Genomic DNA, 12,958 nt, shown 5'->3' with positions numbered 1-12,958 from the left:
TTTAACCCTTCAGGCGATATCATCATCCATGAACGCCGACGAAGTCGTTGCACTCATCGAATCGGAACTCGAAGACGCCGACGTGACGGTCACGCACCCTCGTGGCGAACACGATGAGGACCACCTCGCCGCACTCGTCGTCTCGCCCGCCTTCGAGGGCAAAACGCTGGTGCAACAGCATCAACTGGTTTACGACGCGCTGGGCGATCACATGACGACGGACATCCACGCGCTCGAACTGAAAACCTACACGCCCGAAGAGTACGAACAGTAACGACCCGCAGGAAGACGGTTAGCGGTTCGGAACCGACGCCTCGGATAGATCGAGCGCTCGATTCCGAAGTGCAGTACCCGTCTCTGTGTCGAACAGATGTATCGCGGTCTCCGGTATCCGGGAGACCACTTCTTGCCCTTCGTCGATGGTCTGCATCCCACCGACCGTGACGACGAACGTCCGTCGTTCCCCTGTCGGTCCGTCTTCGGTCGGTTGCTCCGCTGCTACTTGTCCCTTCGCCGACCGGTCGTTCGCCGACGCGAACCGAAGGTAGACGTTGTTCTCGTTGCCCATCGGTTCGACGACGTCCACGACGGTCCGGAACTCGTGTGCGCTCTCGTCGCTTGAGACGAGTTCGATATCCTCCGGGCGGATGCCGAGCGTTACGCGCTCGGTGTCGCCGACTTCATCGAGCGCCTCCGCGGAGAGTGAATACTCGAAGTTCTCGCCGACCAGTGTGTCCCCGTCGCGTTTCATCTCGAAGAAGTTCATCGACGGATCGCCGATGAACCCTGCAACGAATCGGTTCGCAGGCCGGTGATATGCCTCGATCGGGGTCGCAACCTGCTGGAGTTTTCCGTCGTTCAGAATGGCGATTCGGTCACCCATCGTCATCGCCTCCGTCTGGTCGTGCGTGACGTACACCGTCGTCACACCGAGGTCTTCCTGCAATCGCTGCAGTTCGGTGCGCATCTGTGACCGCAGTTTGGCGTCGAGGTTCGACAACGGTTCGTCCATCAGGAACACCTCGGGGTCGCGGACGATCGCTCGTCCCAACGCGACACGCTGTTGCTGACCGCCGGACAGTTCACTGGGCTTTCGGTCGAGCAAGTCGTAAATGCCCATCATCTCGGCGGTCTCTTCGACGCGCCGTGAAATATCGTCGTCCGAGAGGTCCGTGGACTCCTCCAATCCGAAGCTCATGTTCTCCCGAACCGTCATGTGCGGATAGAGCGCGTAGGATTGGAACACCATGGCGATGTCCCGCGTCGTCGGCGGTTGGTCGTTGATGGTTCGTCCGTCGAGGCGGATCGCACCGTCCGATATGGTTTCCAATCCGGCAATCATCCGGAGCGTAGTCGATTTTCCGCATCCCGAGGGGCCGACGAGGACGAGGAACTCCCCGTCCTCAATGTCGATATTCGCGTCATCAACTGCGACGATCCGGTCGCTGTCGTCGTCGAACCACTTCGTCACGCCGTCGAGTGTGAGTTCAGCCATCGTTCCGGTTCCTCCGTTCCATCGTATCGTTTCGTATCATTAGTTAGCAACTCCTTTTGCGAACTGTTCCCCGAATGCAATGTACACGATGAGCGTGGGCACTGCCGCGACGAACGCGCCCGCCATCTGTAGTCCGAACGATTGGATGATTCCGCCGCTGAGGTTCGTCAGGGCGACGGTCACTGGTTCGCCCGCTCCTGCTCCGCCGGGTAGGATGACCAGCGCAAACAGGAGATCGTTCCACACCTGTGTGAACTGATAGATAAGCGTCACCGCGAACATCGGCTTCGACAGCGGGAGCACGATGTTCCGATAAATGCTGAACACGCTCGCCCCGTCGAGACGGGCCGCTTCCAGCATCTCTTCCGAGAGGTTCCGATAGTACGAACGGAACAGCAGGAAGGTAATCGGAATCCCGTACGCCGTGTGTGCGATGATGAGGTTGATGATGTTCGCGTAGTGGGCGCGCATCAGCGGCAGTCCCCACAACGGTGCCAGTAAAGACTGGGTGTCCACAATGGCAAACAGTCGCGACAGCGGCACCAGAACCGCCTGATACGGGATGAAGATGCCTGCGACGAACAATGCGATAATCGGCATCTGGTACTTCCACTCAACGTTGGTCACGCCGTACGCAGCGAGACTCCCGAGGGTGGCCGACAGTATCGTCGCTGGAATCGCCAACAGCAGACTGTTCAGGATACCGTGGGAGAGTTTGGTTGTCGCCACTCGCCACGCGTCGAGGGTGAATCCGTCCAGTCCTGGCGGTGCAAACGGGAGCGTCTCATTGAATGCGCTGGACGTCTTGAAGGCAGTCATGATTGCCGACTCCAGCGGTGCCAAATAGAACGCGACAAGTGCGAACAGGACGCAGTAGAGCGCCACTCGTCCTTTCTTCGATTTCATAGTTCACCTCGCTTGTACTCGCTGTAGAGGTACGGACCGACGACGGTGAGCGCCATGGCAAAGAGGACGATTGCGATCGCCGACCCGTATGCCCATTGGTTGGATGCGAACGCTTCACGGAACATCATCGTCGCCAGGATGTCTGCCGCCGGGCCGGGATTCGTCCCAAACATCACGTAGAGGAAGTCGAAGGCCTTGAGCGCGAACACCATCAATACCACCGCCGCGCCCATCGTTGACGAACGCAACTGCGGGACAATCACACGGCGGTACATTCGCCACGTGCTTGCGCCATCGACTCGTGCAGCCTCGAAGTGAGAGTCCGGAATCGCCCGCAATCCTGCGAGGTAGACGACCATCGCGTAGCCACTGAACTGCCAGATAAGCGCGAAGATGACTGCGGCGAGTTTTGTCGTCGGGTTGCTTATCCAGTGATAGCTAAAAAACCCTAAGCTGAACTGTCTGAGTGTGACGTTTATCATTCCGCTTTCGAAGTTGTACATCCACGCCCAGACTTTCGCCGTCACGACGAACGAAAGGCTCATTGGCAGGAGGTAGATCGTTCGAAATGCGTTTTCGAATCGAATTCCGCGATCGATGAGGATCGCTAACGCGAGTCCAACGACCAGACACAGTGCGGTGAACACGATCAGCAGAACGAACGTATTCTGCGCCGCGTTCCAGAAGTTGGGGTCGTTCCACGCCTGTCGGTACATCTCGAGGTCAAACGTCGTCGGGTCATACGTCGGGAGCGTGAGCGACGCGAAGTCGGTAAGCGAGATGATGAGATTCCACCCGATTGCGCCGTAGACGAAGAATCCCATCAGCAAGAACGGGGGCAACCAGAACGGAATACTTTGGACGAACTCGTTTTGGAAGATCGACTGTTCGGTCTCGCGTCGTTCCTCGGTTATCGTCCCGCCATCGGAGCGAAGTTCCGGTGAGCCTTCGTTCGCTCCGTCGTCACTCACGAGGACGCCAGTAGTGTGAATACGGGTACGTCTCAGACGCCGTCTGACTTTTTTCAGTGATTTACGTATCCTTTGCATGGAAAATCGAGCGCGAGATCAGTTCGGTTCGAACGCCGAGACGAACTTATTGTACGTCTTGTCCACGTTCCAACTCGAATTGAAGGACGTGGCTGCGTCGTCGAGTTTCGTCAATGTCTCGGGGGTCGTCGCGAGTCCGTGTGCGATGGACGGTGGCTGTGATTTCGAACTCTTGAACTGGTCCATTTGACGCGAAAGGAACGGACCGAACTTATCCTTCGGAACGTCCGTGCGTGGCGGAATCGATCCTTTTTTCGGGTTGAATCGTTCCTGCGCATCGACTGAGCCGACGTACTGAAGGAACTTTTTGGTCTCCTCCTTCGTTGGGTTGTTCTTCGGGAATGGGAACGAGTCCATGACGAGTGAATACTTCCCCTTCGTGCCGGGAAACGGAACCATGTTCCATTGCTTTTCGAACTCGAAGCTGTCCTGAGCGCGATACATCCCGGCAGCCCAATCTCCTTGATGGATGAACGCAGCCTTTCCGTTGATGAGTTTCTTGTTCGCCTGCTGCCAATCGATGGACCCCGCGTCGCCGTTGAAATGTTTGTGGTACTCTTTTACCAGCGAGAGCGACTGTTTCACTGCCTGCTTGTTCTGTTTTACCTTTCCATCAGTGAACGCCGCATACGTTTGCTCGCCGTGTTCACCGAGGAGTACCTGTGCCCACAGCTGTAGCGTCGACCATCCGGATTTCGTTTGATGGGCCATCCCGACCGCATTCGTATTGTTTTCCACCGTCTTCATCGCATCCACGAGGTCACTCGGTTTCGAGATGCTGGATGGATCGACACCTGCCTTCTCGACGACTTCGACGTTGTAAAAGAGATTGTTTAGACGATGGATGTTGAGCGGAACAGTAACGAACTTTCCGTTGGGTTTCGCCGCCTCTTTCGGTCCTTTCAGGTATGCGTTTTTCATGTCGTTTTTGGACCAGACCGATTCACCGATGTCCTCCAGTTTGTCTGCCTCGACGTAGGGATGAAGGTTCTTTCCAGGCCATGCCTGCCACGTGCTTGGAGGGTCGCTGTTGAGAACGCGCTTTTTGATGACGTTTTTCAAGTTCTGTCCGGCTCCGCCGGAGACCGGGTTCGATTTAACCGTGATGTCGTGTTTCTTCTCGAACCCTTCGAAGAGTGCCGTGATGGCCGCGTTACCGTCACCCCCCGTCCACCAGTGCTGGACTTCGACCTTGTTTCCACCATTCTTGGACCCGTCCTTTCCCTCGTCTCCGTTCCCGCCGCCGAGGCAGCCTGCAAGACCTGTGGTACCGACGACGCCTGCAAGACCGGCATATTTCGCGTAGTCCCGTCGTGACATACCGCCGTTTTCATTGTTTGCCATAGTCACACCTGATAAGTGTATCAGAACCATATCGAAAGACCCACTTAATTATTGTTAAGTTAATTCTGAGGCGAGTTAATCATTAAAAATACAAACTATATTTATATCCTAGCTAGAGGTATTGAAATAATTACTGTGTGATTTTACTGTTCGAGATTAGTAGGGTTACTAACGTGTGTAAGTGGATCTGATTGAGCACATTATTTATTCGTGGCCCAAGACCCCACGGGTATGAGCGACGAGGATTACCGAATCGAGGAGGACAGTCTCGGGGAGATGAAAGTGCCCGCCGACGCCTACTGGGGCGCACAAACGCAGCGCGCGGTGCAGAACTTCCCCATCTCGGGAATTACGTTCGGGCGGCGGTTCATCCGTGCCCTCGGCGTGGTCAAAAAGGCCGCGGCGCAGGCCAACCGTGACCTCGGAATGATAGAAGAGGACGAAGCGGACGTCATCATCCAGGCCGCCGACGAAGTCATCGCTGGCGAACACGACGACCAGTTCCCGGTAGACGTGTTCCAAACCGGCAGCGGCACGTCCTCGAACATGAACGCGAACGAAGTCATCGCGAACCGTGCCGCGGAGATCTATGGCAGTGAAGTCGGCTCACGTGACATCCACCCGAACGACCACGTCAACTTCGGCCAGTCGAGTAACGACGTGATTCCGACCGCGATGCACGTTTCGGCGCTCGAAGCCGTCGAGAAGGACGTCCTCCCGGCACTCGACACCCTCCGCGAAGCACTCGCTGAGAAAGAAGAAGAATATGACGATGTGGTGAAGACGGGTCGTACCCACCTCCAGGACGCAACTCCGGTCCGTGTCGGGCAGGAGTTCGGTGGCTATCGAACGCAGATCGAGAAAGGCCTCGCCCGTATCGACCACACGCGCGACCACCTCGCCGAACTGGCCCTCGGTGGGACCGCGGTTGGAACCGGTCTCAACACACATCCGGAGTTCCCGTCGCTCGCCGCGGAGTACATCAGCGAGGAGACTGGGATCGAGTTCCGTGAGGCCGACAACCATTTCGAGGCGCAGGCCGCTCACGACGCCATGGCCGAGGCGCACGGCGCGCTTCGAACGGTTGCAGGCTCGCTCAACAAGATCGCAAACGATCTCCGTCTGCTGGCATCGGGTCCGCGCAACGGACTCGGCGAAATCGACCAACCGGAAAACCAGCCCGGCAGTTCCATCATGCCCGGCAAAATCAACCCCGTCGTCGCCGAGGCAGTCAACCAGATGCACAAGCAAGTCGTCGGCAACGACACCGCCGTCGAATACGGTGCAGGGGAAGGACAACTCGATCTCAACCTGTACAAACCCGTGTTGGCGCACAACTTCCTCCAATCCGCCGAACTCATTTCCAACAGTAGCACGGTGTTCGCGGAGAAATTCGTCCAGAAGTTGGACGTCGATGCGGAACATTGTGAAACGCAAGTCGAACAGAGCATGGCGTTGGCCACCGCGCTCAACCCGCACATCGGCTACGACAAAGCGTCGAAGGCGGCCAAAGAGGCACTCAAGGAAGGCAAGACGGTCCGCGAAGTCGTCGTCGAAAAGGGGTACCTAAGCGAGGAGGAGGCGGACGAGATCATCGACCCGGAAGCGATGACTCATCGCGGTATCCTCGGTCAAGACGAATAAAACGGGTCACGTTTCAGTTGTAGATCCAACCACTACCGAAACCGTCGGCAGGATCAGAACAGGCTGGTGAAAAACGACACCACCGAGTTCAGCACGGAGGCGATACCGTCCCAGAGTTTGCCGAAGAACGATTTTCCACCGCTGTTCACGTCGGACGGCTTCGAGGTAGTTTTGGCCGGACTCGTCGTTTTCTCGCCACCTCCGCTCGTCGTCTTTTGCTGTGCCGTCGTTTCCGCGCTACAGCTCTTGCTCGTTATCTTGACCGGCTCGTTCATCTTCAACTCCGTCCGCGTCGGGTTGTTGACGTTGCCGGAGAGGACCTCCCATTTCTTCACGTCACCTTGATATTCGCCACCCTCGTCGGAGAGGAGAGCTTGTTTGTTGAACTGGGGATGAATCGTGAACTCGAAATCGTTGCCCAGTCCACGATAGACGCCCCCGTCGGAGCGGCCACCCTGCCACGTCCAGTGGACGACCGCGTTCGCGGACTTGTTTCCGTTCCAGTCGCGGGTGACGGAGTAGTCGAACGTATCACGGTTTGTGGATCCGTCGTACTGGTCGTCCTTGATGACGAATTTCCCTTGCACGGGGAGGCTCGTGATGCGGAACGAAACGGCACCGCCGCCGTCACTGTCCAGCTTGTCGTGAATCATGACGAGGCTCAGTCCTTTCGGTCCCTCGTACAGGAACAGGAGACTGGTGTCGTCACGCTGGAGGCTTTCAGTTCCGAAGGAGGCGTACTTGTACGACATCGGGTCCGTATCCGGCGTGCGGTAGTCGTAGAACTCCTCGACGGGGAGTCCCGACATCGAAAGCGGTTCTATCGGGATGCACTTGCCTTTCTGTTCGATGGAGTACTGCGTGTTACCGGACGACTGGAGTGCACCTGCCGACGAGACTCCTCCAAGCACTGCTGTGGAGGCCATGGTCGCCTGGATGAACCGGCGACGGTCGATAGTGGTCGAGTTCTCGGTCATGCTGTCCACGAATGCTACGGTCCGCTGGTGTCTTTGTTCCACGCCGACTGATTCGAATCAGAGCCAATCGAACGAAACGGTACGAACCCCCTTCGGATCGGTAGGATGCCTGTACTGCGAAGATTTCGGACGCTATGCGACGCCTACTTTTATACGGGGATACTCCGGATATGCAAGCATGGAGACACTCGACTCCCGCGTCAGACTGGTCTGGTTTGTGGGAGTTCTTTTCACGACGGCACTGATCGGAGGTGGGCTGTTCGGAGCACGCCGATTCGTGGCCGATTTTGCGGTATGGATTTCAGTCGTGATTCCGCTCGTGATACTCGTGGTCGGAGGGACCTACGTCGCTCTCAAATATCGCTCGTGGCAGTTCGAAATCCGCGATGACAACCTGTATCTCGAACGTGGGGTGTTCACCCGCGTGACGACGGTGGTCCCGTTCGTCCGCGTTCAACATGTCGATACCCAACGTGGACCCATCGAGCGACTCGTCGGACTCGGAAGCGTCGTGGTTTACACTGCCGGGTCGCGCGGCGCTGACGTGACGATTCCCGGTCTCACGCCCGAACGGGCGAGCAATCTGCAGCGTCGCCTCCGGAACCTCGCAATCGAAAGCGAGTACGAGGACGCGGTATGAAACTCCACCCCCTGTCGCTTCCCTATCGACTGTTTACGCGGAGCGCGAGCGTCGCGCTCACGCTCTTTTTCGTCGGGACGACGCTCGCGGGTGCGGTGGCGTCCATCGATATCGTCGTCGCGCTCGCGTTCGTCATCGCCGGACTCCTCGTTACCGGACTCTGGGAACTCACCTACTACCGTCGGTTCGAGTACGTCCTCACCGACGAGTCGCTCGATATCGACTCCGGAGTCATCTCGCGACGACGCCGAGAGATTCCACTGCGACGGATTCAGAACGTCGATATCCGGCGAAACGTCGTCCAGCGCGTCCTCGGAATCGCTTCCGTCGGGTTCGAAACGGCGGGAGGGGGTGAAACCGAAGCCAATCTTCGGTTCGTCGCCTACGGGGAGGCGAGGCGGCTTCAGCGCGAGATTCAGCGACGAAAACGGGGCGATGGACGACGTGAGACGGAAACAGACGCGCAACCAGATGTACTGTACGAGATTAGCTCGCCCGAACTGCTTTTGCTGTCGCTCATCTCGATAGAACCCCGGGTGTTCGGGCTCGTCTTCCTCGTCGTACCGTTTCTGACCGACGCCAGTAACCCGCTCGATGTGGTTTCGCTCCTGCTCGGACTCACTCAGTTGGCCATCTCGGTCGTCGTTCTCTGGGTCGCCAGCGCGATGGTGACGTACGCACGCCACTACGATTTTACGCTGACGCGCGTAGATGACGAACTCAGATACGAGCGTGGACTGTTGCAGCGCTACGACGGGTCGATCCCGCTCGACAAGATTCAGACGCTTACACTTCGGGAAAATCCGCTCATGCGGCGTTTCGGGTATGCAACACTCTCGGTCGAGACCGCGGGATATGCACCGGGTCAAGGGCCGTCCGGTGGGTCAGAGGCAGCGATTCCCATCGCGACACGTCGTCGAGTCCTCCAACTTGCACACTCTATCGAATCCTTCGACGACCCGACGTTCGTTCGGCCACCGAAACGGACCCGGCGTCGATACACGGTTCGATATTCAGTCATTGTTGTAGGAGTTACGGCAGGCGCGTACGTGGTCGATCGGTTCACCGGACTGCTGGGCCTCTGGTACGTCTTTCTTGCGTTACTCATACTCGCGCCAGTGGCCGGACAGTATCAGTGGAAGCATCGCGGTTATCACGTCGGTAAGGAGTATGTACAGACACGAAACGGGTTCTGGCGTAGAAAAACCCACGTCGTTCCCTACTATCGGGTACAAACCGTTATCCAGCGTGAGACACCATTTCAGCGCAGGTGGGGACTGGGTACCGTTATCGTCGATACCGCAAGCTCCGTCGGGTTCGGGGGGAAAGAAGCCCACGCCGCGGATATAGATGCGGACGATGCGAGCGAGTTTCGAGACGTCGTCGTCCGGCAACTCGGGCGACAGATTCGGGCACGTGCGGAGAACGTTCGCGTCGAGGATGTCGGGTCGAAACAGTTCGACCGTAACTAACGCGATCGACTGTTACAGTTCGGAAACGTCCTCGATGGCGACGACGACTCGGTCCATCTTGCCGGGTTCGGCGTGAATCGGTGCCGCACTGACTGTGTGAAGACTCCATTCGCCACTCGGACTCTCGTAACCGATTCGCTCACGGCTGACCGTCGCCTCGTTCTCGAACACAGCGGTGAGTGGACGTTTATCGTCCGGCAGGTCGTCGCCGTTCTCGTCCGTAATCGTCCACTGCGAGGAGTCGGAGGTTCGGTTCGTTATCTCCTCCTCTGTAATTTCGAGCAGTTCGACCATCCGGTCGTTCGCTCGTCTGATGACGCCATTTTCGTCCATGATTGCGAGACAGAGTGGACTCGTCTCGAACACCTGCTCCAATAGCGCCTTCTCGCGGCGATGTTCTTCCCGAAGCCGATTTTCCGCGGTCGCATCCCTGAAGAACACTGATAACCCGTTCGTGGATGGGTAGGCGCGAACGTTGAGTGACGTTTCCAACGAGTCGAGAGATGCCTCGAACGTCGTTGGTTCTCGTCTCTCCATCGCCCGCCGATACTCGGCTTCGAATCGTGAGTCGATGGTGCCGGGAAACACGTCCCAAAAAACCGCTCCGTGCAGTTCCTCCTCCGACCGGTCCAAGAGACGTTTTCCACGCTCGTTGACGAACGTAAGCTTCCACTCATCATCGAGGGCTAGAAAAGCGTCGGTTATTCGTTCGTAGACGGATCGGATCCGTTCTTGGTACGATACTGTGGCCTGTTCCGTGCGATGCTGACGGACGGTATTCTCGATGCGGTTGGCCAGTACAGCATAGCATTGGGTGCCGCCGCTTTTCTGCAAGTAATCGGTGGCTCCGGCGGAAATGGCCTCACTGGCGATCTCTTCGATTCCTTTCCCAGTGAAAAGGATAAACGGGAGGTCCGGAAACTGCTCGCGCACCGCGTCTAGAAAATCGAGTCCGTTCATCGGACCCATATCGAAATCACTGACGATACAGTCCACTACAAGGCCGTCGTTGAGGCGAGTACACGCTTCCATCGGATCTGTTTCTGTATATATCTCTGCGTTAGATATGTGTTCCATCAACAACGATGCAGAAAGGCGAATTCGTGCCGGGTCGTCGTCCACGTGCAGGATACGGATCGGCGTGTCTACGGGGAGATTTCCCGCCGTGAGGAAATCAGTCATACAACTACCTCTGTCGCCTTCGTTTTTGTATCTATGGTTTGTCAAATTTCCAATAATATAGCCATCACACGGTATTAAATAAGAAAATCCACAACGTTTTGAGAATCATATTATAAACATGAGCAAGTGAAAGGATCGGACAGTATACAATTACCCGATTTCGAATGGTGTACGTACGACGGACAGATACTGTGATGTGACACGAACAGTTTAACCTCGACCGTTGACGTGTTCGGCGTCGAATGCCTTCACGCTTTCATCACCGATAGTGATGACGACGACCCCCTCGATTCTCACCGCGGTTCCCCCCGCACTCAACCTCAAGATCGACTCGTGCGAACTGGACGGTTTTTTACCCTTCCACGTCCCACGTCCGACCAATGAGCGAGTACGACTACGAGGACCTCGGTCTCGTGGCTGGGCTGGAGATTCACCAGCAACTCGACACCGAGACGAAACTGTTCTGCGAGTGTCCGACCGATCTGAGCGACCCCGAAGAGTCGTCCCGAACGTTTACTCGATTCCTCCATCCGACGCGGAGTGAACTCGGGGAAATCGACGACGCGGCGCTGGAGGAGAGCCAAATCGACCGCGAGTTCGAATATCTCGCCTACGATTCTACGTGTCTCGTGGAGGAAGATGACGAACCGCCACACCGACTTGACGAGGAGGCGAGGGAGGTCGTTCTCGAAATCGCCCAACTGCTCGATATGGACGTCATCGACCAAGCTCACTTGATGCGGAAGATCGTCGTTGACGGGTCGAACACCTCCGGATTCCAGCGTTCGACGCTCGTCGCGACGGACGGTGAAATCCAAACGAGCGACGGTCCTGTCGGCGTCGAAGACCTTATGCTCGAAGAGGAAAGCGCCCAACGCATCGAGGAGCGGGAGGACGGCGTCCTCTACAGCCTCGATCGACTCGGCATTCCACTCGTCGAAATCGGTACGAAACCGGACATTCGCTCGCCGGAGCAAGCGCGCGAGGCCGCCGAGCGAATCGGAATGCTCCTGCGCTCGACCGGCCACGTAAAACGCGGACTCGGCACCATCCGGCAGGACGTGAACGTCTCCATCGCGGAGGGTGCCCGCGTAGAAATGAAGGGTGTCCAGAGTTTGGACGACATCGACGACCTCGTCCGCCACGAGGTCGGGCGACAGGTCGAACTGCTCGCCATCCGTGACGAACTCGACGACCGAGGTGCAAGCGTTGGCGAGGTACGGGACGTAACGGACGTGTTCGAGGACACCGACAGCGGCGTTATCCGAGGTGCACTCGATGACGGCGGGAAGGTAACTGCTGTCCCGCTGTACGGCTTCGACGGCCTCGTGGGACATGAAATCCAACCGGACCGCCGACTCGGAACTGAACTCTCCGACCACGCCAAACGCCACGGCGCGGGCGGAATCTTCCACACCGACGAACTCCCGGCTTACGGCATCACCGATGACGAAGTCGAAGCGCTCCGTAGTGCGGTCGATGCGGGTACCGACGACGCGGTTGCTATCGTCGCCGCAAGTCCGACGGTCGCGAATGGCGCAATCGAGGCCGCCGCCGAGCGTGCGGGAGTCGCGCTCGAAGGCGTGCCGGAAGAAACGCGTGGCGCGAACGAGGACGGGACCTCCGGATACCTCCGGCCACTCCCCGGCGCGGCGCGGATGTACCCCGAGACCGACGTTCCCCCGGTTGACCTCGACCCAACTGAAGTCGAAACCCCCGAACTACTCACCGAGAAGGTCGAGCGCTACCAATCCGAGTTCTCGCTCGGAGCGGGCCTCGCCGAACAGGTTGCGTACGGTCGCCGGATGCCCCTGTTCGAGCGCGCGGTCGAAACCGATGCTGACCCGACCTTCGTCGCCGGACTACTCGAAAGTACGGTGACGGAACTACGGCGTGAGGACGTGCCGGTCGAGAACCTCGACGACGACCACTTCCTCGGCGTCGTCGAACTCGTCACCGACGGCGAGTTGGCAAAAGAGGGAGTCAACGACGTGTTGACGCTCCTCGCGGAAAATCCCGACCTATCTCCCGAGGACGCCGTCGAGGAGGCAGGTCTCGCAGGCGTCGGCGAGGCCGAAGTCCGCGAAGCGGTCGTTACGGTCGTCGAGCGCAACGAAGAACAGGTCGAGGAAGAAGGGATGGCCGCGTTCTCCGGCCTGATGGGCGAGTGTATGGGTCAACTCCGCGGGAAAGCCGACGGTGACCTCGTGAGTCAAGTTCTACGCGAAGAAATACAACAGCGCGCCTGA

Annotated in this window: 11 protein-coding genes; 5 read left to right on the top strand and 6 right to left on the bottom strand. The window is 57.8% G+C overall.

Going from position 1 to position 12,958, the window contains the following annotated elements; genetic code table 11:
* Positions 1 to 28 precede the first annotated feature (28 nt).
* Positions 29 to 274, top strand: a complete 246-nt coding sequence (locus tag OOF89_RS11780; protein WP_266076350.1) for a BolA family protein — start codon at positions 29 to 31, stop codon at positions 272 to 274.
* A gap of 18 nt (positions 275 to 292) precedes the next feature.
* On the opposite strand, the gene OOF89_RS11775 is transcribed toward OOF89_RS11780, so the two are convergent.
* The 4 genes from OOF89_RS11775 to OOF89_RS11760 are packed head-to-tail and all read right to left on the bottom strand — an operon-like array spanning position 293 to position 4,794.
* Positions 293 to 1,495: an ABC transporter ATP-binding protein gene (locus OOF89_RS11775; RefSeq protein WP_266076348.1), complete on the bottom strand. Its 1,203-nt coding sequence runs from the start codon at positions 1,493 to 1,495 to the stop codon at positions 293 to 295.
* 39 nt (positions 1,496 to 1,534) lie between these two features.
* Entirely contained in the window at positions 1,535 to 2,401 is an 867-nt protein-coding gene (locus OOF89_RS11770) for a carbohydrate ABC transporter permease (protein ID WP_266076347.1), read from the bottom strand.
* On the bottom strand, positions 2,398 to 3,450 hold the full coding sequence (locus tag OOF89_RS11765; protein WP_407661566.1) for a carbohydrate ABC transporter permease: 1,053 nt from the start codon (positions 3,448 to 3,450) through the stop codon (positions 2,398 to 2,400). The genes OOF89_RS11770 and OOF89_RS11765 overlap by 4 nt, the downstream gene beginning before the upstream one ends.
* 18 nt (positions 3,451 to 3,468) lie before the next feature.
* Positions 3,469 to 4,794, bottom strand: a complete 1,326-nt coding sequence (locus tag OOF89_RS11760; protein ID WP_266076345.1) for an ABC transporter substrate-binding protein — start codon at positions 4,792 to 4,794, stop codon at positions 3,469 to 3,471.
* A gap of 231 nt (positions 4,795 to 5,025) precedes the next feature.
* On the opposite strand from OOF89_RS11760, the gene OOF89_RS11755 reads away from it, so the two are divergent.
* On the top strand, positions 5,026 to 6,438 hold the full coding sequence (locus tag OOF89_RS11755) for a class II fumarate hydratase (protein ID WP_266076343.1): 1,413 nt from the start codon (positions 5,026 to 5,028) through the stop codon (positions 6,436 to 6,438).
* 53 nt (positions 6,439 to 6,491) lie between these two features.
* Here OOF89_RS11755 and OOF89_RS11750 read toward each other — a convergent pair whose 3' ends face one another.
* Positions 6,492 to 7,415, bottom strand: coding sequence for a hypothetical protein (locus OOF89_RS11750; RefSeq protein WP_266076341.1), 924 nt, complete (start codon positions 7,413 to 7,415; stop codon positions 6,492 to 6,494).
* Positions 7,416 to 7,593: 178 nt separating this feature from the next.
* Between OOF89_RS11750 and OOF89_RS11745 the strand changes: the two genes are divergently transcribed.
* Positions 7,594 to 8,055, top strand: a complete 462-nt coding sequence (locus OOF89_RS11745) for a PH domain-containing protein (RefSeq protein WP_266076339.1) — start codon at positions 7,594 to 7,596, stop codon at positions 8,053 to 8,055.
* A complete protein-coding gene (locus OOF89_RS11740; RefSeq protein ID WP_266076337.1) occupies positions 8,052 to 9,527 on the top strand; it encodes a PH domain-containing protein in 1,476 nt (491 codons plus the stop codon). The genes OOF89_RS11745 and OOF89_RS11740 overlap by 4 nt, the downstream gene beginning before the upstream one ends.
* 12 nt (positions 9,528 to 9,539) lie before the next feature.
* On the opposite strand, the gene OOF89_RS11735 is transcribed toward OOF89_RS11740, so the two are convergent.
* The gene (locus OOF89_RS11735) at positions 9,540 to 10,709 is read right to left on the bottom strand and encodes a PAS domain-containing response regulator (protein ID WP_266076334.1); all 1,170 of its coding nucleotides are present in this window, start codon (positions 10,707 to 10,709) and stop codon (positions 9,540 to 9,542) included.
* A gap of 380 nt (positions 10,710 to 11,089) precedes the next feature.
* Here OOF89_RS11735 and gatE point away from each other — a divergent pair, with 380 nt between their 5' ends.
* Positions 11,090 to 12,958 (top strand): Glu-tRNA(Gln) amidotransferase subunit GatE, encoded by a 1,869-nt coding sequence (gene gatE / locus OOF89_RS11730; protein WP_266076332.1) that lies wholly within the window; start codon positions 11,090 to 11,092, stop codon positions 12,956 to 12,958.

The sequence above is a fragment of the Haladaptatus caseinilyticus genome (genome assembly GCF_026248685.1).
Classification (GTDB): Archaea; Halobacteriota; Halobacteria; order Halobacteriales; family Haladaptataceae; genus Haladaptatus; species Haladaptatus caseinilyticus.
Note: the sequence above shows the minus strand (reverse complement) of the source record. Positions and strands in the feature narration are given on the sequence as shown.

Bases quoted from the DNA above. Each gene is read 5' to 3' on its own strand.
- OOF89_RS11780 (WP_266076350.1), top strand. From the start codon at position 29: ATGAACGCCGACGAAGTCGTTGCACTCATCGAATCGGAACTCGAAGAC.
- OOF89_RS11775 (WP_266076348.1), bottom strand. From the start codon at position 1,495: ATGGCTGAACTCACACTCGACGGCGTGACGAAGTGGTTCGACGACGAC.
- OOF89_RS11770 (WP_266076347.1), bottom strand. From the start codon at position 2,401: ATGAAATCGAAGAAAGGACGAGTGGCGCTCTACTGCGTCCTGTTCGCA.
- OOF89_RS11765 (WP_407661566.1), bottom strand. From the start codon at position 3,450: ATGCAAAGGATACGTAAATCACTGAAAAAAGTCAGACGGCGTCTGAGA.
- OOF89_RS11760 (WP_266076345.1), bottom strand. From the start codon at position 4,794: ATGGCAAACAATGAAAACGGCGGTATGTCACGACGGGACTACGCGAAA.
- OOF89_RS11755 (WP_266076343.1), top strand. From the start codon at position 5,026: ATGAGCGACGAGGATTACCGAATCGAGGAGGACAGTCTCGGGGAGATG.
- OOF89_RS11750 (WP_266076341.1), bottom strand. From the start codon at position 7,415: ATGACCGAGAACTCGACCACTATCGACCGTCGCCGGTTCATCCAGGCG.
- OOF89_RS11745 (WP_266076339.1), top strand. From the start codon at position 7,594: ATGGAGACACTCGACTCCCGCGTCAGACTGGTCTGGTTTGTGGGAGTT.
- OOF89_RS11740 (WP_266076337.1), top strand. From the start codon at position 8,052: ATGAAACTCCACCCCCTGTCGCTTCCCTATCGACTGTTTACGCGGAGC.
- OOF89_RS11735 (WP_266076334.1), bottom strand. From the start codon at position 10,709: ATGACTGATTTCCTCACGGCGGGAAATCTCCCCGTAGACACGCCGATC.
- gatE (WP_266076332.1), top strand. From the start codon at position 11,090: ATGAGCGAGTACGACTACGAGGACCTCGGTCTCGTGGCTGGGCTGGAG.